This is a genomic window from Pseudomonas sp. Tri1 (assembly GCF_017968885.1).
Taxonomy (GTDB): Bacteria; Pseudomonadota; Gammaproteobacteria; order Pseudomonadales; family Pseudomonadaceae; genus Aquipseudomonas.
In genome coordinates this window covers 2,290,682-2,313,760 of sequence record NZ_CP072913.1, presented here as the reverse complement: position 1 = coordinate 2,313,760, position 23,079 = coordinate 2,290,682, and the positions used below count along the sequence as shown (strand labels likewise).

Sequence of the window (23,079 nt, the reverse complement as noted above, 5' to 3'; positions counted from 1 at the left end):
AGGACAGGAAAAACTTCCCAAGCACATGTTTTTAAAGCCAGTACGAAAATCTGGTACAGGATGTGCAAACGTTTGCGAAATCGATCGCAGCCCCGCAGCGAATCGGGTTTTTTCTATCACGGAACCCGGGTTTCGACCCGCACGAACAAGGACTTTCCATGGACTTCAATCCTCGGTGTTACGCCGCGCCCCGCGTATTTGCAGCCGCCGTGCTACTGACCGCCGTTACCGGATTACTCAGCACCATCAGCCAAGCGCAAGCGAGCGAAGCATCCGCCCAAGGTGAAACGCTCAGCCCTGAAGCCACGTCCTCGAAAAAAAGTGTCTACCTGTCCGACTGGTACAACCAGGACCTGACGATCATCGGCAGCAAGGACATCAGCTTCGGCCCGCAACCCGTCGATGACGTCTATCTGGAATACGAATATTTCGGGCGCAAGGGGCCGTTCGAGCTGTATGGCTATATCGACATCCCGAAGATCTTCGACATCGGCAACAGCCACGACAAAGGCGTGTGGGATCACGGCTCGCCGGTGTTCATGGAGCATGAACCGCGTATTTCCATCGACTACCTGGCCGGCCGCAGCCTGGCCGTCGGGCCATTCAAGGAATGGTATGTGGCGTTCGACTGGATCTACGATCACGGCAGCAACTCCGCCAATCGCGCGAATACTTTGTACAGCGGCCTGGGCACCGACATCGACACCCATTCGCGGGTCAACCTGTCGGCCAACTTCTACGGGCGTTATCAATGGGAAAACTATGGCGCCAGCAATGAATATTCCTGGGATGGCTATCGCGCCCAACTCAAATACATCGTGCCGATCAGCCAGTTCAGCAACGGCGCTTCGCTGACTTACATCGGTTTTACCAACTTCGATTTCGGTTCAGACCTGCACAAGGACAACCCGGCTCGCACCGCCAACGCCACGGTCGCCACCAACGTCTTGCTGTATTCCTTCACGCATCTGCGCTTCACGCTGGTGGGCCGTTACTTCCACAACGGCGGCAACTGGCAGGACGGCAGTGAGCTTAACTTTGGCGACGGCAACTTCCGCGCCCGCTCCGATGGGTGGGGATACTACGCGGGTGTCGGCTATCAATTCTGAGCCCCTGCTCGCCCCTTTTTAAATCCATGGAGGTAACGACTCATGACCAACCGCCTGCTTACTTCAATCGGCCTGGCCCTGTTCTGCTCGACCGCCGGGGCCACAGTGCCGCTTCAACCCAAAGTCATGCTGATCACAATGTTTGCTCCCGAGGCGCAGAATTGGATCGAACGCCTGCAGCTCAAAAATGAGATCCGCATACCAGGGCTGTCCGCTGAATATCCGACTATCCGTTGCAATACCGAGCGGGTCTGCCTGCTGATCACCGGCATGGGCCAGACCAACGCCGCAGCCTCGACCCTGGCCCTGGCGCTCTCGCCAACCGTCGACCTGCGCAAAAGCTATTTCCTGGTGGCCGGGATCGCCGGGATCAACCCGCACCACGGCACCCTCGGGACGACGGCCTGGGCCCATTACCTGGTGGAGTTCGGCACCCAATGGGAGCTGGATTCGCGCGATGTTCCCAAGGAATGGCCCACCGGCTACCTGGGCATCAACACCAAGGGGCCGAATGAGAAGCCGCCGCTGGACTACAAGACCGAAGTCTTCGAACTCAACCCGGCGCTGCAAGCCAAGGCACTTGCGCTCAGCCAGAAAGTGGCCTTGGCTGAAAGCAAGGAGTCAGCCGCCTGGCGCTTGAAATATCCGTATGCACCGGCCAACCAGCCACCGGTGGTAACCCGATGTGACACCCTGGCCGGCAACACCTGGTTCTCCGGTACGCGCCTGAGCGAACGCGCCGAAGTCTGGACCCGCCTGCTCACGGATAACAAAGGCGTCTACTGCACCACCCAACAGGAGGACAATTCCACCTACGAGGCCTTGCTGCGAGCCAGCCGCGAAGGTCGGGTGGATATCAACCGACTGGCCGTGCTGCGGGCCGGCTCCGACTTCGACCGTCCCGAACCCGGCGGCAACGAAGTGGACAACCTGCTCAAATACGCTGACCAGGGCGCGTTCGTTCCTGCACTGGAAAACCTCTTCCGCACCGGCAACCCGGTGGTACAGGACATCGTGAAAAACTGGTCGGCGTGGAAAGACGGAGTGCCTGCTTTGTGATCTATCGAAGCCCACGTCACAGGAAATGTGCAGGGGTGGTGAGCTAATTTCCATAGCTCACCCGATGGAATTTTCCATTCCAGGCAGGATCACTTGAACATCCACCGAGCGTCCCCAGGAGACCGCCGATGCACATGCCCCTTGCTGCCGACAGCACTCACTTCTATTACGGCCTGGACGCGCTGCTTGGGCACCAGACCCAAAATGCCACTTGCCAGTTCGATGTCAAACGCTTCGACGACGCCGAACCGCCATGGTTCGTACTGCACGTACGCCCACCGATGCCGGACGACCTGGATAAAGCCCAGATCGTAGTATTCAGCGCCGAAGGCCGGCAAACCAGTGGCATCGTCCGAAGCACCGAGCGCCTGGACGATGGCAGCCTGCGACTGAACGTCGAAAGCAACTGAGACCTTCAGGCCTTCTGCACACTGCTGCGATACATGAACACCAGCGCCAAGGCCAGGCAGGCCATGGCCAGGACCCGGCTACCGGACAACCCGATGGCCGGGTTGCCCAGCCAGCCGAAGTTGTCGATCAACATGCCCATGCCCAATTGCCCGACGATCACCGCCACCGTCGCCACGCCAGTCCCTACCCGCGGCACCGCACCGACCATCACCATCATGTAGACGACGCCGAACAACGCACCGCTGAGTTGCCATTTCGGCACATCCAGCAAGGTGACAGCGTGGGCCGGTTCGAAAAATACGATCAGCAACCCGGTCACCACAGTCCCTACCGTAAACGTCAGCAGGCTGCTGCGCAGCACACCGACCGTCTGGCCCAGGCGGCCGTTGATGGCCGCCTGCACACTCAGCACCGCACCCGCAGCGACGACCACCAGCAATAAAATAAACAGACTCATGTTCAACCTCGGGCAATCAGGACAAGGGCCACGACGATCAGCGCCAACGCCAGCCAACGTTCGCCGTTGACCCGCTTGCGGCTCGCACCGAACCAGCCGAAATGGTCGATCAACACACTTTTGCCCACCTGACCGGAAAGGATCGCGACCATGGTCATGGCGATGCCGATGTGGGGCGTGGCGAGCGTCAGCACCACCACGTAGACCGGCCCCAGGAAACCGCCGATCAGTTGCCAGCGCGGCAACTCATGCAAGGCCGGGCCTTGTTGCCGACCGCTGAGCAGTAACAGCAGGAACAGAATCGCCGAGCCGACGCCAAAGATGCTCAGGGTGGCCCACAAATGCCCGACCTGGCCCCCGAGCGGCCCCAGCAGGCCGGCCTCTACTGACAAGCCCATACCGGCCAGGATCACCAGGGGCAGCAATAGCCAGCGCAAGAACGAATGCGGTTGGCTGACAGCCGTCATCGGACCGGCCTCGTTCAATGAGGAAACCTGCATAGTCAGAACCTGTCTGGAAAAGGATGGCCGGCATTATCGGCTGGCGTCTCTGTGCGATAAATGGGAGCATCCCGACAACACTTTTGCGCAATACGCACAGGACAGCCATCCCATGCACGGCCTCAATGAACTTGGCTTCAAGGCGCTGCGCCTGTTTGTCGCGGTGCTCGATCACGGCAGCTTCTCGGAAGTGGCCCGACGCGAAGGCCTGGCTCCGTCATCGATTTCCCGGCAGATCCAGCTGATGGAGCAGGCCCTGAACCAGCAGTTGCTTTATCGCCACACCCGCGCCGTCTCCCCCACCGAAGCCGGCCGCCTGCTGGGGCATCATGCGCGGCTGCTACTGGTGCAATTGGAGGAAGCCGAACAAGCCTTGCAGGAACAGCACAGCGAGCCTTCCGGATTGGTGCGGATCAACGCCCCTGTGGTATTCGGCCAACGCCACCTGACACCATGGCTGGGCCAGTTGTGCGAACGCTACCCAAAGCTGCAATTGGAGATCCAGCAGACCGACAGTTACGTCGACCCACTGCAGGAAGGCGCCGACCTGCTGTTTCGGATCGGCCCGTTGCATGACTCAGGCATGCAGGCGCGGGTTGTCGCCCCCCATCGTTTCCAGATCGCGGCCAGCCCTGCTTACCTGGCTCGCCACGGCACGCCGCTCAAACCCCAGGATCTGGCGGCCCATCAATGCCTGGCCTACAAAGGCGTGACTGGCCAACAGCGCTGGTTCTTCCGCCGCCCGGGCCAGGCCTGGACGCCCTACAGCGTCAAGGGCCCGATCACCGGCAACCACGCCGACACCTTGACCCAGGCCGCCGAACAAGGCCTGGGGTTGGTGATGTTTCCGTCCTGGCTGATCGGCGAAGCGCTGCGCAATGGCACCCTGGTCCCGGTACTGCAGGATTACCAGGCCTCCAACAGCCTCGAACCCCAGCAGATCGCCATTCTCTGGCCGGGCAGCCGACGCCTGTCGGTGAAGGTGCGCACGGTCATCGATTTTTTCCTGGAATGTTTTGGCGAAGTGCCCTACTGGGATCGCTGACCGCACTGTGGGGCTCAGTCGAACTTGACCAGGTTCAGCACCGGCAGAGGGCCGCCCGGGAACTGGGTCAAGCGTGCGCCCACACTCAAGGGCCCCAGGTCCACGGCGAAGAACCCCAAGCGCTCGATCAACTGCGCGACTTCATCGCGTGCCTGCACATCATCACCGGTCAGGAACAGCACCCGCTTGCCGCCTTCGGACGTCGGGTCTGCCTCCAGCAGGCGCGCCAGCAAGTGATTGAAGGCCTTGACCACCCGCGCGCCCGGCACCCATTCACTGAACACCTCGGTGGAAGCCCGGCCCTGCAAATCAACCGCCTCGAACTCCGGGACTTTGATTGCATTGTTGGCATCGATCACGATGCGCCCGGCAAAGTCCGGCAAACCACTCAACGCCTCGGGCAGCCTCGACCAGTTAACGGCCACCAATACCATCGGCTGGGCCGCGGCTTGCTGCACGGTGCCGGCACGCACGGTGGGCCCCAGATCGGCGACCAGCCCGGCCAGGCTGTCCGGGCCACGGCTGTTGGCAATCACCACATTGATGTTCTGGCGGGCCAGTGCGCGGGCGAAAGCACTGCCGATGGCGCCGGCACCGATGATGCCGATGGTTTCGATACTCATGTCGTCTGTCCTCAAAGGTTGGGATAAGCCTGGCGGTGATGTCCGCCGTTGAGGTGCATATTGCCCTTGTCATTCCCGTCTGATTAGCCGGTAATAGCTTGAATCATTTTCAAGCATTGCTATCAGGTAGAACGCCATGGAAACCCTCGCCAACCTTGAATGCTTCGCCCGCAGTGCCGAGACGGGGAGTTTTTCCGCTGCCGCCAGGTTGCTGGGCCTGACGCCTGCCGCCGTCAGCCGCAACGTAGCGATGCTCGAGCGCAACCTGGGCGTGCGCCTGTTCCAGCGCTCGACCCGAAAATTGTCCCTGACCGAAAACGGCGAACACTTCCTTACCAGTATCGGCGCTCACCTCGAAGCCTTGCAGACGGCCATCGGCGCCGTGACCACGGAACGGGGTGAACCGGCCGGGGTATTGCGAGTCAGCCTGTCACCGAGTTTCGGCATCGGGCATGTGTTGCCGCTGATGCCGCAACTCCTGGCTCGCTATCCGCTGATCCGGCCGCAATGGCATTTCGAAAACCGCCGGGTAGACCTGATCGCCGAAGGCTTCGACGCAGCGATTGGTGGCGGCTTCGAACTGATGCCCGGCGTGGTTTCGCGAGCCTTGGCACCGGCCCATCTGATCGCAGTGGCGAGCCCAGCCTACCTGGCCCCACGCCCCCGGCCCGCGCATCCGGAAGACCTGGCCCACTTCGACAACATCGTGCTGCGCTCGAGCCTGACCGGTCGCGTGCGCCAGGCCGTAATGCGCAACGCTGCCGGGCTTGAATCGGCGCTTCGGCTGCCCGAATCCATCGTCCTCAACGATCCCGTCGCCATGCGCGAAGCCACCCTGCTGGGCCTGGGCATCTCACTGTTGACTGTCCCGGACGTGCTGCCCTGGCTGGAACGTGGCGAACTGGTGCGGTTGCTGCCGGACTGGCACATGGACCTTGGCGCGATCTCCTTGTATTACCCCAGCCGCACATTGATGCCTGCCAAGACCCGGGTCTTTATTGACTTGATCACCGAGCATTTCGAACGCGAGGGCCTGGCCAGACGTTTCTGCGCGCTGGAATCCAGGGCAGCGCCCATGGGATGATCGGCCTCCGAGCACGATCATCCGTGGAGCGTTCAATGTCATTGCTGAGTAAACAAGCCGCCGCCCTGTTGCTGACGGCCATCGCCAGCCTGGTCGTGGTACCGGCCCATGCCGCCCCGGCCAAAACCGCTGGCGATGCAGCGGCACAGAAGGTTTCGATGCTGGGTGGCAAGCTCAACTTCACCCTGCCCAAGGGTTTCACGGCGACGCCGCTGCCCGCCGGTGAGGTGGCTCAGGGCACTGCCGGGGCGACGGGTACGATGTACAGCAATGCCACCAGTAAAACCGTGGTGATCACCGCTGAAAACACCATCGTCAACGGCGCGAATGTGATGGACAACGACAATGCCTTTCTCGATACCACCTTCGCCGACTTCGCCGTTCAGAAAACCAAGGCCCTGCCGGATGCCAAGATCCTCGGCGAAAAAAGCCTGACCCAGAAAGGCACAGGCCTGGGTCTGCGCCAGCTCGACACCAGCGCCACCCAGGGCGGCGGGCCAACCCTGGATACCACGTTGATAGGCGCCTCCGGCACGCGCATGGCCGTGGTGCAGATCATCTCCCGGGCCAGTGACAAGGCCGGTCATGAGGCATTGGTGAAACAGATCGCCAGTGGCAAGTGATCAGCACCGCACTGATTACCCTGTGGGAGCGAGCTTGCTCGCGATGGCGTCGGCACATCCAGCCTTGATGCAAACTGACCCACCGCTATCGCGAGCAAGCTCGCTCCCACAGGCAGAACAGGGGTCAGGGATTGAGCCGCTCCAGCCAGGCTCGCAGGTCCTGCACCTCTTGCGCACTGATGCTGTGGCCCAGGCCCAGGTAGGCATGGAATTCGGGCTCCAGCGCCAGGGTCTTCAGAAATGTGTTGGCCTCGGTACCATCGTGGTAGGGAATGATCGAGTCAACCGTGCCGTGGCCGATGAACACCGCCAGTGCTCGTCGCGACTCGTCGGGGGTCAATTCAGACCGCAACACTGGCAGCACCCGCCCGCCCATCGCGGCAATACCGCCAACCGCTTCAGGGTGTCGCAAGGCCACTTCATAGCTCATCATCGCACCCTGGCTGAAGCCCACCAGATACACATTGCTCGCGTCGGTCGGGTACTTGGCCCGGGCTCTCTCGATGAAATCCAGCAGCATCTGGCCGCTGGCCTTCAGGTCTGAGGTGTCGCCGTCATAGGCCCCCTCGCCCTTTTTGGCGAACCACTGGTAATGCCCCGGCTCCATCACTTTTGGAGCCCGCACCGAGAGGTAATTGTAGTGCTTGGGCAGTTCGTCCCTGAGCTCGAACAGGTCCTGTTCGTTGCTGCCGGAGCCATGCAGAAAGATCACCAGCGGCCGGTTCCTGGCCTGTTCATCGGCATGGGCGAGGTAGTTGAGCGGCAAGTCCGTGTGCAGCGAAGGTTCAGCCTGCAGCCCGGACGAAACCAGCAACAGAAACAGGGCGAGCGCTTTAAACATCAATCTTCCTCCATCGTTCGATAGCCGCACGGCAACAACCGTGCGGTGAGGTAGACAGCACTTATCAGTCGTTGATCAATTTCCCCTTGCGAATCGGCTCACGCCCGGCGACTTTTGCCTGCCAGATCCCCGGTTGGGTGTAGCGCCCGCGGTCCAGGGCAAACAGCACGCCGCTGGTACCGGCCCGCACGGTGGTGAGCCGATCGTTCAGCGGATCGACCACTTCGAACAACGGATCGCCACGCTCCACCCACTCGCCCGCCTCACGCAAAAAGCTCACCACGCCATGGTGTGGCGCAAACAGGTACTCAGTGCCTTCGAACGGAAAGCCATCACAGCACTGCTCCGGCGCGGGTGGCCAATCCCCGGCGATGAAACCCTGCTCAGCGAGGAAGCCGAGGATGGCCTCACAATTGGCCTGGGCCTGCTCGACCCGGGTATCACCCATGCTACCCAGCTCCAACGTCGTCGCCAGGTTGGCCGGTGGAATCGCCGCCGTGGGAAAGGCTTTGGCCAAGCGTAACCAGGGCGTGGAGCAGGATTCATCGAACGAACTGCCGCCCGAATCCTCGCACAGCAACGCCACACCTGCCTTCAGCCGTGCGGCAAGGGAACGCCATTGCGGCCACTGTTGCGGCAAGGCATACAAGTGGATCGCTGCCTCGAAATCGCAATGCAGGTCCAGGGTGATGTCGGCATCGCAGGCATGGCGCAGCAGCAGCCGATGCAGCGCTTCGAGTTGTGACGGTGGCGCCGGCAATTCATCGAGGACTTGGGCCATGGTCTGGCGGATCAAGGTGATATTGGCGGCCGGGTCGTCACCCAGGCGATCACCGATGCGTTGCGCCACCGGGGCACTGAGTTCGACGAAGGCGCGGTTGAAATTCTTGCCGCTGCCCAGCTCGAAACGCCCCATGTGGGCACTTTGCAGATGTTGATCCAGGCCGATGGGATTGGCCACCGGCACCAGCTCGACCACGCCCTTGAGCAAGCCCTGGGCCTCCAGGTCGTTGAGCCGCTGCTTCAGCTCCCAGGCCGTGCGCATGCCCGGCAGTTCGTCAGCGTGCAGGCTGGCCTGGATGTAGGCCTTGCGCGGCCCATGGCCGTAACGAAACACACTGAGCCGGCGCTCGGTGCCCAGGTGGCTCCATGGCAGGGTATGGTCGATGCGTTGCATGAGGAACTCCGGATGGCGGTATCTCGATAGGCGCAGGGTAAAGCAATCGCCCATGAAAAAGGTGGCCGGCCGGGTCAACGGCGGGCCACCTTGGGTTCAGCGATTAATGCCCGTAGACGTCGAAGGCGAAGTATTTGTCCTGCACCTTCTTGTAGGTGCCGTTGGCGCGGATTTCGGTGATGGCCGCGTTGAATTGATCGGCCAGGGCCTTATCGCCCTTGCGCACCGCAATGCCGGCACCACCGCCGAAGTATTCCGGGTCTTCGTAGGTCGGGCCCACGAAGGCGAAGCCTTTGCCGGCGTCGGTTTTCAGGAAACCTTCGTCGAGGTTGACCGAGTCGGCCAGCATCGCGTCGAGGCGCCCGGCGACCATGTCCAGGTTGGCTTCCTGCTGGGAGCCGTAGCGCACCAGGTTGATACCCGCGGGCACCAGTACTTCAGTGGCGAAACGGTCGTGGGTACTGGCGCGCAGTACACCGACCTTCTTGCCCTTGAGTTCGGTCAGTGGGTCCTTGACCTCGGAACCTTGCTTCATCACGAAGCGCGCCGGGGTGTGGTAGTACTTGATGGTGAAATCGACGTTTTTCTTGCGGTCGTCGGTGATAGTCATGGACGACAGGATTGCGTCGATTTTCTTCACTTTCAGCGCAGGGATCAGGCCATCGAACTCCTGCTCGACCCAAGTGCACTTGACCTTCATCTGCTCACACAGCGCATCGCCGATGTCGACATCGAAGCCGGTCAGTTTGCCGTCGGGGGTTTTCATCGAAAAAGGAGGATAACCGGCTTCGATCCCGAGGCGGATCGGCTTGGCTTCTTCGGCCATGGCCGACAGGGACAATACGGACAGTGCCAGGGCACCGAACATGGCTAGCTTCTTCATTTTTGCTCCTGAGTGCGCAGGGATTCTTTTGATCGTTATGGGCAGATTCGTAGGCAGCATCCGGTCAGTGAAGACCGAAGTGGCCGGAGTCTAGAGGGGCGCTCAGGAGGGGAATTGTGTCGAGGCGACAAATAGTTATAAAAACAGCCAGGTGTATTCGGCATTCACCGGGTTTGCGAAAAACCTGACAGATAAACATCCTGCGGCAGATCCCCCTGTGACGAGGGAGCTTGCTTGCGCTGGGGCACGCAGCGGGCGCAAGTTAGGCCAGCGACGCCGTCTGTATCAGACGGCCGCCAAGGGGCTGCTGCGTAGCCCAACAGGAGCAAGCTCCCTCACCACAAAAGCCTGGTTGCGGAAGGTCATCAGCAGTCGCAACTGATCGCCTTGTCCGCCACGCGCTCCACCAGGCCGTTCAAGCGAAACCCCTCATCGAGCCAGCCCATGACGCCGCCGATCATTTCCTTGACCGGGTAACCCAAGGTCGCCAGGCGGACTGCCGCTTTGTTCGCGCCGTTGCAGTGCGGGCCGGCGCAATACACCACGAACAAGGTGGTCTGGGGGTAGGCCGCCAGCGCTTGCGCGGTGAGCGTGCGGGTTGGCAGGTTGATCGCCCCGGGCACATGCCCCCGTTCGTAAGCCACCGGCCCCCGCACATCCACCAGCACAAAATCGACATCACCAGCCTGTTGGCTGGCGTGAACGTCAGAGCAATCGGTTTCGAATGTCAGACGCTGACTGAAATGCTGCAGAGCGATCTCGGACGGGGCAGCAGGCACTTCGCGAACCAGGCTAGTCATCGGGGTGTACTCCAAGGTAGATGAGGGCGTGAGCAGACTTTATCCGCCCGACGCTTACCGCTACAGTGGCGGACAAGACACTCTGTGGGAATTTTCCGCCAAATGCAGCCTACTCCCGGTCTGGTCGCGATTCTCGCCTATGACGGCCTGTGTACCTTCGAATTCGGCGTTGCCGTCGAGATCTTCGGATTGGAGCGGCCCGAATTCGATTTCCCTTGGTACCAGCATCGGATCGTCGCCGTGGATGACGGCCCGATGCGTGCCATGGGTGGCTTCCAGGTATTGGCCGATGGCGGCATGGAGCTGCTGGAAACCGCTCGGACCATTGTCGTGCCCGGCTGGCGCAGCCGCAGCGAGCCACCGTCCGAAGCCCTGCTCGAGGCACTGCGCAGGGCCCATGCCCGAGGCGCACGCCTGCTGTCGATCTGCTCCGGCGCGTTCGTACTGGCCGCCGCCGGGCTGCTTGACGGGCTGGGCGCCACCACCCACTGGCGCTACACCGACGAACTGGCGAACAGCTTCCCCACCATCCTGGTTGATCCGGACGTGCTGTACGTGGACTCGGGACAGGTCATCACCTCGGCCGGCAGTGCAGCGGGCATCGATGCCTGCCTGCATCTGGTTGCGCGGGACTTCGGAGTCCAGGTCGCCAATGCCGTGGCGCGCCGGCTGGTAATGTCGCCGCAACGCACGGGCGGCCAGGCGCAATTCATTCCGTCGCCGGTCAGCCGCACGCCACGCAGCGACCTGTCTGGCGTCATGCAATGGGCCCGCGAACACCTGCATGAACCCCTCGGCGTGCGCGAACTGGCCAGCCAGGCGGCCATGAGCGAACGGACCTTTTTACGACGTTTTACCCAAGCCTGCGGCCTGTCGCCCAAGGCCTGGCTGCAACATGAACGCCTGGCGCGGGCCCGCGAGCTGCTGGAGAGCACCGAAGACAACACTGACAACATTGCGCAACTGTGTGGCTACCGTTCGGTGGAAAGCTTTCGCGTGGCGTTTCGCAGCGTGGTGGGGTTGGCGCCGTCGGTGTATCGGGAGCGGTTTGGGCGGGGGTGAAAATGCCAAAACACCTGGCAACTTCACATCCCCCGCCACGGTTCGGTTTAAGTCATCAAGTCACGGCTTACGCAGCAAATAGGTATCCATGATCCACCCATTCGCCTGCCGCGCGGCCTTGCGGGTGCGCTCGATGTCATCGGCCACGTCCCCCAGCCGGCCAGCGATGAGGATCTCATCCGGCGTTCCCAGATAGGCGCCCCAATAGATATGCGTATCCGGATCGCTCACCTGGCGGTACGCATCCTCGGCATCGAGCATTACCACCACACTGGCAGCGTCTCCCGCCTGCCCCGCCGCCAACCGACGGCCCGTGGTGATTTCCAGCGCCCCGCCGATGCTGTTCAACGGCACTTTATGTTGGGCCGCAAGGGCCTGGACACTGGTGATGCCGGGAATCACCTCAAACTCAAAGGTGCAGCGACCGGCGTCAAGAATCGTCTGCAGGATGCGCACGGTGCTGTCGTACAACGCCGGATCGCCCCACACCAGAAAACCACCACACTCACCGTCAGACAGTTCTTCATTGATCAACCGTTCGAAGGTGGCCTGCTTCGCTCGGTTCAGCTCTTCGACGCTGGCCTTGTAGTCCAGGTCGCCGCGTTGACGCTCAGGACTGTAGGCTTCGACGAAACGGTACGTGCGATCAACGATGTAGCGCCGACAGATTTCGCGCCGCAGATCCAGTAGCTTGTTCTTTGCCGGGCCTTTGTCCATGAGAAAAAACACATCCACCCGATTCAAGGCCTTCACCGCCTGCATCGTCAGGTAATCCGGATCGCCGGCACCGATGCCAATGACAGATAACGTCTTCATGCCTGCGACTCCTGGGCGCGCAGTCGCCACACCCCATTGAAACGCAACTCGATGGCCGACAGCGGTTCGATGTCGATCCGGTTGAAGGTGGCTGCCGGGCAGTGCAATACATTCACCAGCGCCGCGCGGATCACGAACGGGTGGGTGACGGCCAGCAAATGTCCCGGCTGGTCTTCCAGGCTGGTAAGCCAATCCCCGACCCGACGACATAGCAGGGCAACGGATTCACCACCATGGGGTGCTGACTCGGGGTCGTCGAGCCAGGCCTGCAGTTGTTGCGGTTCGCGCTTGAGCAAGTCGTCGATGGACAAACCGCGCCAGCGCCCCAAATCACAATCGGCCAGGACCTGGACAACCTGAGGCTCACCGCCGAACAACGCCGCCGTCTGCCGAGTACGCAGCTCCGGCCCGCATAACAGCTGCCGAACATTTGGGTAGCCATGGCCGGCATCTGGACGCTGCGCCAGCCAAGTTGCGTCCAGCGGTTCTTCCAGGCCAAAACGCGCCTGCTTTTGGGCGACGGTACGGGCGTGACAGATCAGGGTCAGACGGGTGGCTTGCACGCGGCATACTCAGGCAATCAGTGGACGGGACATTAGGCTTTTTCTTGTACAGCACCTTATATGAAATCAAATAACTGAGACAAAAAGACGTTTTATCTGACACCGACTGAAGCACTGGCCTGACATATCCGTTCCAGGCAGCCAAGCCCAAGTCCTACAGGGGTTTCGCACCACCATCGAGCATTTTAAACGGAACGTAAAAACCGCTGGACATGTAGCACCAGCTACATAAATACTATTTTCAGGAGTTATGAAAGAAATCCAACACCCATCCAGGCAAGGAGCACGGATGCCGCCTCTCAGAGACCTGATTACCGATCCCGGCTTGGTTTTGACGCCGTCGGAACGCAAGGTCGTACGTGCCCTGCTCGATCATTATCCACGCAACGGCCTCGGCCCGATGTCGCGCCTGGCGGACCATGCCGGTGTCAGCGACCCGACCATCGTGCGGCTGGTGAAAAAGCTCGGATTTGGCGGTTATGCCGAGTTCCAGGATGCGCTGCTCAGTGACATGGACCATCGCCTGCGCTCGCCCCGCACACTGTTGCAACCGCGGGCCAAATTGCCCCAAGGCGACACCTGGAGCCAGTACCTGGCAGCCAGTCAACGCACCCTCAACGACACCCAGGCCCTGACCCAGCCTGAAGACGTGCGCATTCTTGTCCAGTGGCTGCTGGACAGCCGCCACCAGGTGCATTGCTTTGGTGGGCGCTTCAGCAGTTTTCTTGCCCACTACCTGCTCAATCACTTGCGCCTGCTGCGGGCCGGCTGTTTTGCCCTGGAAGACAACGCCCAGTTGCCCGACCGGCTGTTCGACGTGCAACGCCAGGACGTGGTGCTGATCTTCGATTATCGTCGCTACCAGGCCCAGGCCCTGCGCGTGGCCAGCGCGGCCAAGGCACGCCACGCCCGGGTCGTATTGTTCAGCGATGTCTATGCCTCGCCATTGCGAGAGCTGGCCGATTTGATCATCAGCGCGCCAGTGGAATCGGTCTCGGCCTTCGACAGCCTGGTACCGGCGCTGGCCCAGGTCGAAGCGCTGATCGCCTGCATGACCCTGCAATGCCCTGACCTGGCCGAACGCCTGGAAGGTATCGACACCTTGCGCACGGAATTCAACACGCACCTGTTGGAGGAAAAATAAGGATGTTCTCGCTCCCCCATCGCTCCCCTCGGGATTTACCGTTCACCCGCGGCCACACCGCATTGCTGCTGGTGGACATGCAACGCGCCTGGCTGGAGCCGCAATTCGACGCTCATCTGGACACTGCCGAAGCCGAGTACTTCATTCGTCGCGCCCGCCAGCAGGTGATTCCCAAACAGCAGCGCCTGCTCGATGCGATGCGGATGGCACAGCAAAATGTGTTGCACACCCACATCGAAAGCCTCACCGCCGACGGCCGTGACCGCTCCCTGGATCACAAACTGTCGGACATGCACCTGCCCAAGGGCAGCCCCGAAGCGCAGATCATTGCCGAGCTGGCGCCACAGGAAAACGAGATCGTCTTGCCCAAGACTTCCTCGGGGGTCTTCAATTCCACCAACATCGACTATGTGCTGCGCAACCTGCAGACCCGCCACCTGATCATCGCCGGTATTGTCACCGACCAATGCGTCGACATGGCCGTGCGCGACGCCGCCGACCGCGGCTACCTGGTCACCCTGGTGGAAGATGCCTGCGCCACTTACACCGAACAACGTCATCTGGCGTGCCTGAACGCGATCAAGGGTTATTGCTGGATCACCGATACCGACACCGTACTCGGTCGCTTGCAGGAGATGCAGCCATGAGTCGCCTCGATGCTGCAACGCCGCTGGCACCATTGCCGGTCACAACGCTGGTGAGCACCGACCTGATCGGCGTGACCCGCGGGCGCTCGTTCCCCAGCGATGAACTGCCCCACTACGTCACTGCCGGTTGTGGCTGGGTGCCAGCCAATAGCGCGCTGACGCCCCAGGACATCATCGCGTCGGTCAACCCTTGGGGGGCTTACGGCGATCTGCGGCTGATCCCGGACCTGTCCAGCCGGGTGACCGTCTGCAACGGCCCTGACGCCCAGGCCCCAGCCCTGGACTTCATCCATTGCGACATCCGCGAGACCGACGGCCGGCCCTGGGGCGCCTGCCCGCGCACGCTGCTGCATGACGAAGTGGCGCGTTATCGCGCCGAACTGGGCTTGCAGGTATTCGCCGCGTTCGAACATGAATTGAGCCTCAACACCGCGCCAGCCCAACCCGATCGCCCGGCCTTCAGCCTCCAGGCCCAGCGCCAGCAGGCCGGGTTCGCCGGGTGGCTGCTCAGTGCGCTGCGGGCCGGCGGCGTCGAACCCGAAATGTTCCTGCCCGAATACGGCAAGCATCAGTACGAAATCACCTGCCGCCCGACCCTGGGCGTGGCCGCCGCTGACCGCGCGGTGAACGTACGGGAAATCACCCGCGAGATCGCCCGGCAAATGGGCCTGGACATAAGCTTCGCTCCCAAGGTCTCGGAAAATGCCGTGTGCAACGGCGTGCACCTGCACCTGAGCCTGCAAAACCTGAGCGGTGATCCCGTACTCCATGACGCCGCCAGCAGCCATGGCCTGTCCAGCCTCGGCCGGCACTGGGCCGCCGGTGTGCTGCACTACCTGCCGGCGCTGTGCGCGCTGACCGCACCGACGCCGGTGTCCTACGAGCGCCTGCAACCCCATCACTGGAGCGCGTCGTATGCCTGCCTGGGACAGCGCAACCGCGAAGCGGCGCTGCGCATCTGCCCAACCGTAAGCCTGGGCGGCAAACCGGTAGCGAACCAGTACAACCTGGAATTTCGCGCCATGGATGCCACCGCCTCGCCACACCTGGCGATGGCGGCATTGTTGATCGCCGGACGGCTGGGTATCGAGCAGCGGCTGGCGTTGACTGCCGTGACCGATGAAATACCCGATGACCTGGATGAAGAACAACGTCGCGCCCGTGGCATTATCGCTCTGCCAACGACCCTGGCCCAGGCACTGGATTGCCTGCGCCACAGTGGGGCGCTGCTCGAGGCCTTGCCCGGCCCCCTGGTCGAAACCTACTTCGCCTTGAAGGCCCAGGAGCTGGCCTTGACCCAGGCGCTGTCACCTGCCGAGCGTTGCGAGCACTATGCGCGAATCTATTGAATGTGCTGAATCGGGCCTCTACTCCGGGCCGGCCTACCGACTGGTCCGGGAAGATTCCGAGCACCCGCTGGTGCTGGTGTGCGAACACGCCAGCCGCTTCATTCCCCCGGCCCTGAATGCGCTGGGCCTGGATGAAACGGCCGCACAGGAGCACATCGCCTGGGACATCGGCGCCCTGGCGCTGGCCGAACGCCTGTCCGAGACCTTGGGCGCGACCTTGCTGTCGGCCAATTATTCACGGTTGTTGATCGACCTGAACCGCCCGCTGCACGTGGCCGACAGCATCCCGGCCCAGAGCGAGATCTACCAGGTCCCGGGCAACCATTGCCTGGACGAGGCCACTCGGGCCTATCGCCAGCAACGCCTGTTCCACCCGTTCCATGATCGGCTCCGGGCGCTGATCGACCAGCGCCTGGCCGCCAACCGGGCGGTGCGGGTAGTGGGCATCCACAGTTTCACCCCCGTGTTCTACGGCCAACCACGGGCCCTGGAAGCGGGCGTGCTGTTTGGCGAGGCCAAGGACTATGCCCAGCGCATCGTCGACGGGCTGAGCCGGCATTCGCTGCGGGCCGCGGGCAATCAGCCCTACAAGATCAACCCTCTGACCGACATGACGGTCCCGGAACACGGCGATGGACGTGGCCTGGACTCGGTGTTGATCGAAGTGCGCAACGATTTGCTGCGCAGCCCCGAGGCAGTACGGACCTGGAGCGCTTACCTGGCCCCATTGCTCTAGCAAAGCAGCACCCGCGGTTAGCGATACGCGGCCAGCAAGGACACACCCACACACAGCTGAGAAGGAGAACGGCTCATGAGTATCGAGGCATTTGGCTACAAACAGGAATTGAAACGCAGCCTGTCACTGACAGACCTGGTGGTGTACGGGATGATTTTCATGATCCCCATCGCCCCGTTTGGCGTGTATGGCTACGTCAACGCCGAAGCGCCGGGGATGGTGCCGCTGGCCTACATCATCGGCATGGTCGCGATGCTGTTCACCGCGTTGAGCTACGGCAGCATGGCTCGGGCTTTCCCGGTGGCCGGCTCCGTCTATTCCTACGCGCAACGGGGACTGAACCCCCACGTCGGGTTCATCGCCGGCTGGCTGATGCTGCTGGACTACCTGCTGATCCCACCTCTGCTCTACGTCTATGCGGCCATGGCGCTGAATCATCTTTACCCGGAGATTCCCAAGGTCGGTTTCATCCTGGCGTTTCTGGTGAGCGCGACCTTCGTCAACCTGCGGGGCATTACCTTCACCGCGCGGATGAACATCATTTTTCTGCTGGCGCAGTTGGTGGTGCTGGGGATCTTCCTGTTCTATGCCTGGAATGCCCTGCACAGCGGCGGCGGTAACGGCCAACTGACCTTGGCGCCGCTGTACAGCCCGGAACACTTCAACTTCGCCCTGCTGATGCAAGCCGTGTCCATCGCGGTGCTGTCGTTCTTGGGGTTCGACGCCATTTCCACCCTGGCCGAGGAAATCAAGGGCGACCCTGGCCGCAGCGTCGGCAAGGCAGCGTTGGTGACCTTGTTGGTAATGGGGGCGATTTTCGTGGTGCAGACCTGGATCGCCACTGACCTGGCGGCCGGCATGGGTTTCAAGTCCGCCGACACCGCGTTCTATGAAATCGCCGAACTGGCGGCTGGCAGCTGGCTGGCAACCTTGACCGCTGTCGCCACCGCACTGGCCTGGGGCGTGGCGGTGGCCATCACCTCGCAAGCGGCGGTGTCGCGCCTGTTGTTCGGCATGGCCCGGGACGGCAAGTTGCCCAAAGTGCTGGCCAAGGTCCATCCGAAACACAACACGCCGTACTTGAGCATTTACCTGGTGGCGCTGCTGTCCCTGCTGATCTGCTACCTGTTCATCAACGCCGTGGACACCCTGACCTCCCTGGTCAACTTCGGCGCCCTGAGCGGCTTCATGTTGCTGCACATCACCGTGATCAACCATTACTGGCGCCGCCAGCGCTCCGGCCAGGTGATTCGTCATCTGATCTGCCCGTTGGTCGGCTTCGTGATTGTGGCGGCCATCATGTACAACATGGGCGTGGATGCGCAGAAGCTCGGCCTGATCTGGATTGCCGCGGGCGTGGTCTACCTGTGTGTACTGAATAAATTCGGCAGTCCCACGGCGCTGCCCGACCCGGCCGCTCAGTGAGGTTCGGCGGTCGAAGGGTTCGACCCGCCGTGGTGAGTACGCGTGGACATCGACAGTGATCGTCAAGCCCGGTGCCTGGCACCGGGTTCCCTGGAACAGGAGTGCAATCCATGCTGGCTTTACGTCCAGTCCAATTAACCGACCTGCCGCAACTGCAGCAGCTGGCCCGTGACAGCCTGGTGGGGGTCACCTCGCTGCCAGACGATACCGAGCGTCTGCGGGAGAAAATCCTCGACTCGTGCGCCTCGTTCGCGGCCGACGTACAAAACCCTGGCGGCGAGAATTATTTTTTCGTCCTGCAGGACCTGGTATCCGGGCGCTTGGTCGGCTGCTCGGAGATTCTCGCCAGCACCGGTTGCAATGAACCGTTCTACAGCTTGCGCAACCGGCCGTTCTCCAGCGAATCCCGGGAGTTGAACATCCAGCATGGCGTGCCGGCGCTGTCGTTGTGCCAGGACCTCAATGGCCAGACGCTGCTGCGCGGCTTTCACATCGACGCCGAGCGCGTACGCACGCCGGAGTCAGAACTGCTGTCCCGGGCCCGGCTGCTGTTTATCGCCGCCCACCCTCAGCGCTTTGCCGAATCGGTGATCACCGAAATCGTCGGTTTCAGCAGCGAAGATGGCCAGTCGCCCTTCTGGGATGCCATCGGCCAGCATTTCTTCGATCTGCCCTACACCGAAGCCGAACGCTTGTGCGGCCTGCAGAGCCGTACCTTCCTCGCCGAGCTGATGCCGCAGTATCCGATCTACGTGCCCATGCTGCCGGCGGCGGCCCAGGCCTGCATCGGCCGGGTGCATCCCGACGGCCAGGAAGCCTTCGACATCCTGGAACGCGAGGGTTTCGAAACCAACAACTACGTGGACATCTTCGACGGTGGGCCGACATTGCATGCCCGCATCGCCAACATCCGCTCAATCACGCAAAGCCGTATCGCCGTAGCCCGGCAAGCCCCGCAGATCGACGCACGGGGCCGTTATCTGGTGAGCAACGACGGCCTTGGGAACTACCGGGCAATCGTCGTCGAACTGGACGTCAATGCCGAAGGGCCCCTGGCCGTGCCGCCTGACGGGCTGGCAGCCCTGGGCGTCAGGGATGGCGAGCGAGTCCGGGTGGTTGCCTTATGAACCTCATTCGATTTCCTGCCCCGCATCAGCGCTTCAACCGACATGAAGGAATTGCATCATGATTGTCCGCCCGGTCGCCATCACCGACCTGCCCGCGCTGCTGGACCTTGCCCGCTGCGCGGGCCCTGGGTTCACCAGCCTGCCGGCCAACGAAGAGCGCCTGGCCCACCGCGTTCGCTGGGCCCAGCGTACCTTTGCCGGGCAAGTCGAACGTGCCGATGCCGACTACCTGTTCGTGCTCGAGGACGATGATCGACAGGTCGTGGGCATCAGCGCGCTGACCGGTGCGGTCGGGCTGCGCGAGCCCTGGTACAACTATAGGGTCGGGGTGACCGTCAGCTCGGCGCCGGAACTGGGTATCCAGCGACAGATCCCGACGCTGTTTCTCAACAATGAGATGACCGGGCAATCGGAAATCTGCTCGTTGTTCCTGCACCCTGACCAGCGCCGCGGCCACAACGGGCGCCTGTTGTCCCTGGCACGCCTGCTGTTCGTGGCCGAGTTCTCGCAGCTGTTCGGTGAAAAGATGATCGCCGAACTGCGCGGCCACGCCGACGAGCAAGGTTGCTCACCGTTCTGGGACAGTCTGGGGCGGCACTTTTTCAAGAAGGATTTCAGCTACGCCGACCAGTTGTCCGGCATGGGCAACAAATCATTCATTGCCGAGTTGATGCCGCGCCAGCCGCTGTACACCTGCCTGCTCACCGAACAGGCCCAGGCGGTGATCGGCAAGGCCCACCCGAACACCGAGCCGGCCATGAAGATTCTCGGTGCCGAGGGGTTTACCCATAAGGGTTACATCGACATCTTCGACGCGGGCCCGGTAATCGAGGCGCCGGTTTCGAAAATCCGCACCGTGCGCGACAGCCAGTCGCTGACTCTGGCCATCGGCACGCCGGACGATCAGGCACCGGTCTGGTTGATCCATAATCGACGCCTGGCCAACTGCCGCGTAACCAGTGCCCGGGCACGTTTGCATGGCCAAAGCCTGCTGGTCGACCGGCTCACCGCCAAACGCCTGCAAGTACAACCGGGCGACATGGTGCGCGCCGTGGCGCTGCTCAAACAGGGGCGACAAGCGGTGGCGGCGTAGGCCCCGGGTTGGACCTTGATGTCGCCTTTTCTCGATGCAGGGAAGACATCGCCCATGCGCATTCGTCATCATCTTTGTATCTCCCACGTGATAGCCTTTTGTTCCTTCGGCGTTGACACTTTTGCTCAAGCCTTTCCATTCCATTGGTGGAACTCATATGTCCAGGCTTTCCCATCAAGATTTGCGTCGCAATTTTCGTCAACTGCTGGCTTCCAAAACCTGCTATCACACCGCCTCGGTGTTTGACCCCATGTCGGCGCGCATTGCCGCCGACCTGGGGTTTGAAGTGGGGATCCTGGGCGGCTCGGTCGCGTCATTGCAGGTATTGGGCGCGCCGGACTTCGCCCTGATCACCCTCAGCGAATTCGCCGAACAGGCCACCCGCATCGGCCGTGTGGCCCAACTGCCAGTGATAGCCGACGCCGACCACGGCTACGGCAATGCCCTGAACGTGATGCGCACCATCATCGAATTGGAGCGGGCCGGCGTGGCGGCGCTGACCATCGAGGACACCTTGCTGCCAGCCCAGTTCGGCCGTAAATCCACCGACCTGATCGGTGTAGCCGAAGGCGTCGGCAAGATTCGCGCGGCGCTGGAAGCACGAGTCGATCCGGAAATGGCGATCATTGCCCGTACCAACGCTGGGATTTTGCCGGTCCAGGAAATCATCAGCCGTACCCAGCAATACGAACGGGCCGGAGCGGACGGGATTTGCATGGTGGGCGTGCAGGACTTCGAGCACCTGGAGCAGATCAGCGAAAACCTGACGCTGCCGTTGATGCTCGTCACCTATGGCAACCCGAAATTGCGCGACGACAAGCGCCTGGCCGAACTGGGCGTGCGAGTCACCATCGACGGCCACGGCGCCTATTTCGCCGCGATCAAGGCCACCTACGACAGCCTTCGCGAACAACGGCAGATCTTCACCCAGGCATCGGACCTCAGCGCCACCGAACTGACCCACACCTACACCCAGCCCGAGGAGTACATCCGTTGGGCCGAGGAGTACATGAGCGTCAAGGAGTGAGTTGACCTCCAGCCTGCGGTGACATTCAAGGACGTCATCGCGAGCAGGCTCGCTCCACGTTGGTCTGTGGTGAACACACATTGAGTGGCCACCCGCATCAATTGTGGGAGCGAGCTTGCTCGCGATAGCGGTGGTTCCGTTTACATAGTGTTGGATGTCCCTACGTCATCGCGAGCAAGCTCGCTCCCACAGGGTTCTATGGTGAACGCGATGGCGTTGCCGGGGTGAAACAGGCCTTCAGCCCTTGCTACGCAGCATTTCCCTGGGCACGTACTTGCCGATCTCGAACTTGCCGATGGCGGCGCGGTGGACTTCATCCGGGCCGTCGGCCAGGCGCAGGGTGCGCTGCATGGCGTACATGTAGGCCAATGGGAAGTCGTTGGAAACCCCCGCCCCACCATGGATCTGGATCGCCCGGTCGATGACCTTCAGGGCCACGTTCGGCGCGACGACCTTGATCTGGGCGATTTCGCTCTTCGCCACTTTGTTGCCGACGGTGTCCATCATGTACGCCGCCTTCAACGTCAGCAGGCGCGCCATATCGATCTCCATCCGCGAGTCGGCAATCTTGTCGACGTTACCGCCCAGGCGCGCCAATGGTTGGCCGAATGCGGTGCGGCTGACGGCCCGCTTGCACATCAACTCCAAGGCGCGCTCGGCCATGCCGATGGAGCGCATGCAATGGTGGATACGGCCTGGGCCGAGGCGACCCTGGGCAATTTCAAAACCGCGGCCTTCACCCAACAGGACATTTTCGTACGGCACCCGCACGTTATCGAACAGCACTTCGGCATGCCCGTGCGGCGCATCGTCGTAACCGAACACCGGCAGCGGCCGAACGATTTTTACCCCGGGGGTGTCCACCGGCACCAGGATCATCGAGTGCTGGGCATGCCGTGGTGCATCGGGATTGCTCAGGCCCATGAAGATCAGGATCTTGCAGCGCGGATCGCAGGCTCCTGAAGTCCACCACTTCTTGCCGTTGATCACCCATTCGTCACCGTTGCGTTCAGCACGCGCGGCCATGTTGGTGGCATCCGAGGAGGCAACGTCCGGCTCGGTCATGGCGAAAGCCGAGCGGATCTCGCCGCGCAGCAGCGGCTCGAGCCAGCGCTGCTTTTGTTCTTCATTGGCGTAACGCACCAGCACTTCCATATTGCCGGTGTCCGGTGCCGAGCAGTTGAACGGCTCCGGCCCCAACAGCGAACGGCCCATGATCTCCGCCAGTGGTGCGTATTCCAGGTTAGTCAGGCCGGCACCCAGCTCGGACTCAGGTAAAAACAGGTTCCACAGGCCTTCAGCCTTGGCCTTGACCTTGAGCTCTTCCATGATGGCCGTGGGCTGCCAGCGATCGCCTTCGGCCACTTGCCGTTCGAACACGGCTTCGGCCGGGTAAACGTAGGCATCCATGAACGCCGTGACGCGTTCACGCAGTTCCTGAACCTTGGGGGAATAGGCAAAATCCATGAGCAGCACCT

The 23,079-nt window shown here is 61.9% G+C and carries 25 protein-coding genes; 15 read left to right on the top strand and 10 right to left on the bottom strand.

The features are described from left to right. Positions 1-158: 158 nt before the first annotated feature. From J9870_RS10310 to J9870_RS10300, 3 genes are all read left to right on the top strand, one after another. Positions 159-1,109, top strand: a complete 951-nt coding sequence (locus J9870_RS10310) for a nucleoside-specific channel-forming protein Tsx (protein ID WP_210643793.1) — start codon at positions 159-161, stop codon at positions 1,107-1,109. A 42-nt stretch (positions 1,110-1,151) separates the two neighbouring features. Beyond that, the gene (locus J9870_RS10305) at positions 1,152-2,168 is read left to right on the top strand and encodes a purine nucleoside permease (RefSeq protein WP_210643792.1); all 1,017 of its coding nucleotides are present in this window, start codon (positions 1,152-1,154) and stop codon (positions 2,166-2,168) included. A 128-nt stretch (positions 2,169-2,296) separates the two neighbouring features. Next, positions 2,297-2,578 (top strand): hypothetical protein, encoded by a 282-nt coding sequence (locus tag J9870_RS10300; RefSeq protein WP_135844638.1) that lies wholly within the window; start codon positions 2,297-2,299, stop codon positions 2,576-2,578. Positions 2,579-2,583: 5 nt separating this feature from the next. Here J9870_RS10300 and J9870_RS10295 read toward each other — a convergent pair whose 3' ends face one another. Together J9870_RS10295 and J9870_RS10290 are read right to left on the bottom strand one after the other, a co-directional pair. Further along, complete coding sequence (locus J9870_RS10295) at positions 2,584-3,036, bottom strand: DMT family transporter (RefSeq protein WP_210643791.1); 453 nt, start codon at positions 3,034-3,036, stop codon at positions 2,584-2,586. A gap of 2 nt (positions 3,037-3,038) precedes the next feature. Next, positions 3,039-3,503 (bottom strand): DMT family transporter, encoded by a 465-nt coding sequence (locus J9870_RS10290; RefSeq protein ID WP_210645181.1) that lies wholly within the window; start codon positions 3,501-3,503, stop codon positions 3,039-3,041. A gap of 145 nt (positions 3,504-3,648) precedes the next feature. On the opposite strand from J9870_RS10290, the gene J9870_RS10285 reads away from it, so the two are divergent. Then, a complete protein-coding gene (locus J9870_RS10285) occupies positions 3,649-4,581 on the top strand; it encodes a LysR family transcriptional regulator (protein WP_210643790.1) in 933 nt (310 codons plus the stop codon). Positions 4,582-4,595: 14 nt separating this feature from the next. On the opposite strand, the gene J9870_RS10280 is transcribed toward J9870_RS10285, so the two are convergent. Beyond that, positions 4,596-5,198, bottom strand: coding sequence for an NAD(P)-binding domain-containing protein (locus J9870_RS10280; protein WP_210645179.1), 603 nt, complete (start codon positions 5,196-5,198; stop codon positions 4,596-4,598). Between the two features lie 142 nt (positions 5,199-5,340). Here J9870_RS10280 and J9870_RS10275 point away from each other — a divergent pair, with 142 nt between their 5' ends. Both J9870_RS10275 and J9870_RS10270 read left to right on the top strand, forming a co-directional pair. Continuing rightward, a complete protein-coding gene (locus J9870_RS10275; RefSeq protein WP_210643789.1) occupies positions 5,341-6,288 on the top strand; it encodes a LysR family transcriptional regulator in 948 nt (315 codons plus the stop codon). A 35-nt stretch (positions 6,289-6,323) separates the two neighbouring features. After that, positions 6,324-6,911: a hypothetical protein gene (locus J9870_RS10270; RefSeq protein WP_210643788.1), complete on the top strand. Its 588-nt coding sequence runs from the start codon at positions 6,324-6,326 to the stop codon at positions 6,909-6,911. A 124-nt stretch (positions 6,912-7,035) separates the two neighbouring features. Here the strand turns inward: J9870_RS10270 and J9870_RS10265 are convergent, their stop codons facing one another. From J9870_RS10265 to J9870_RS10250, 4 genes are all read right to left on the bottom strand, one after another. Continuing rightward, entirely contained in the window at positions 7,036-7,752 is a 717-nt protein-coding gene (locus J9870_RS10265; protein WP_210643787.1) for an alpha/beta fold hydrolase, read from the bottom strand. Positions 7,753-7,816: 64 nt separating this feature from the next. Next, positions 7,817-8,929, bottom strand: coding sequence for a M14 family metallopeptidase (locus J9870_RS10260; protein ID WP_210643786.1), 1,113 nt, complete (start codon positions 8,927-8,929; stop codon positions 7,817-7,819). A gap of 103 nt (positions 8,930-9,032) precedes the next feature. Beyond that, on the bottom strand, positions 9,033-9,812 hold the full coding sequence (locus J9870_RS10255) for an ABC transporter substrate-binding protein (RefSeq protein ID WP_210643785.1): 780 nt from the start codon (positions 9,810-9,812) through the stop codon (positions 9,033-9,035). Between the two features lie 365 nt (positions 9,813-10,177). Then, a complete protein-coding gene (locus tag J9870_RS10250; RefSeq protein WP_210643784.1) occupies positions 10,178-10,612 on the bottom strand; it encodes a rhodanese-like domain-containing protein in 435 nt (144 codons plus the stop codon). Positions 10,613-10,714: 102 nt separating this feature from the next. Between J9870_RS10250 and ftrA the strand changes: the two genes are divergently transcribed. Then, a complete protein-coding gene (gene ftrA / locus J9870_RS10245) occupies positions 10,715-11,674 on the top strand; it encodes a transcriptional regulator FtrA (protein WP_210643783.1) in 960 nt (319 codons plus the stop codon). A 60-nt stretch (positions 11,675-11,734) separates the two neighbouring features. On the opposite strand, the gene cobF is transcribed toward ftrA, so the two are convergent. Then, positions 11,735-12,490 (bottom strand): precorrin-6A synthase (deacetylating), encoded by a 756-nt coding sequence (gene cobF, locus J9870_RS10240; protein ID WP_210643782.1) that lies wholly within the window; start codon positions 12,488-12,490, stop codon positions 11,735-11,737. Next, on the bottom strand, positions 12,487-13,053 hold the full coding sequence (locus J9870_RS10235) for a histidine phosphatase family protein (RefSeq protein WP_210643781.1): 567 nt from the start codon (positions 13,051-13,053) through the stop codon (positions 12,487-12,489). The genes cobF and J9870_RS10235 overlap by 4 nt, the downstream gene beginning before the upstream one ends. A gap of 289 nt (positions 13,054-13,342) precedes the next feature. Between J9870_RS10235 and J9870_RS10230 the strand changes: the two genes are divergently transcribed. From J9870_RS10230 to J9870_RS10195, 8 genes are all read left to right on the top strand, one after another. Continuing rightward, positions 13,343-14,197 carry a MurR/RpiR family transcriptional regulator gene (locus J9870_RS10230; protein ID WP_210643780.1) on the top strand — a complete coding sequence of 285 codons (855 nt, stop codon included), beginning with the start codon at positions 13,343-13,345 and terminating at the stop codon, positions 14,195-14,197. A gap of 2 nt (positions 14,198-14,199) precedes the next feature. After that, positions 14,200-14,844 carry an isochorismatase family cysteine hydrolase gene (locus J9870_RS10225; RefSeq protein WP_210643779.1) on the top strand — a complete coding sequence of 215 codons (645 nt, stop codon included), beginning with the start codon at positions 14,200-14,202 and terminating at the stop codon, positions 14,842-14,844. After that, positions 14,841-16,193: a glutamine synthetase family protein gene (locus tag J9870_RS10220; protein ID WP_210643778.1), complete on the top strand. Its 1,353-nt coding sequence runs from the start codon at positions 14,841-14,843 to the stop codon at positions 16,191-16,193. Before J9870_RS10225 ends, J9870_RS10220 begins: the two co-directional genes overlap by 4 nt. Beyond that, a complete protein-coding gene (locus J9870_RS10215) occupies positions 16,177-16,929 on the top strand; it encodes an N-formylglutamate amidohydrolase (RefSeq protein ID WP_210643777.1) in 753 nt (250 codons plus the stop codon). Before J9870_RS10220 ends, J9870_RS10215 begins: the two co-directional genes overlap by 17 nt. Positions 16,930-17,004: 75 nt before the next feature. Next, a complete protein-coding gene (locus tag J9870_RS10210) occupies positions 17,005-18,354 on the top strand; it encodes an APC family permease (RefSeq protein WP_210643776.1) in 1,350 nt (449 codons plus the stop codon). 110 nt (positions 18,355-18,464) lie between these two features. Further along, complete coding sequence (locus J9870_RS10205; RefSeq protein ID WP_210643775.1) at positions 18,465-19,481, top strand: arginine N-succinyltransferase; 1,017 nt, start codon at positions 18,465-18,467, stop codon at positions 19,479-19,481. 58 nt (positions 19,482-19,539) lie between these two features. After that, a complete protein-coding gene (gene astA, locus J9870_RS10200) occupies positions 19,540-20,574 on the top strand; it encodes an arginine N-succinyltransferase (protein ID WP_210643774.1) in 1,035 nt (344 codons plus the stop codon). A 157-nt stretch (positions 20,575-20,731) separates the two neighbouring features. Further along, on the top strand, positions 20,732-21,601 hold the full coding sequence (locus J9870_RS10195; protein ID WP_210643773.1) for an oxaloacetate decarboxylase: 870 nt from the start codon (positions 20,732-20,734) through the stop codon (positions 21,599-21,601). Positions 21,602-21,838: 237 nt separating this feature from the next. Here J9870_RS10195 and J9870_RS10190 read toward each other — a convergent pair whose 3' ends face one another. Next, positions 21,839-23,068 (bottom strand): acyl-CoA dehydrogenase, encoded by a 1,230-nt coding sequence (locus J9870_RS10190; RefSeq protein WP_210643772.1) that lies wholly within the window; start codon positions 23,066-23,068, stop codon positions 21,839-21,841. Positions 23,069-23,079 lie beyond the last annotated feature (11 nt).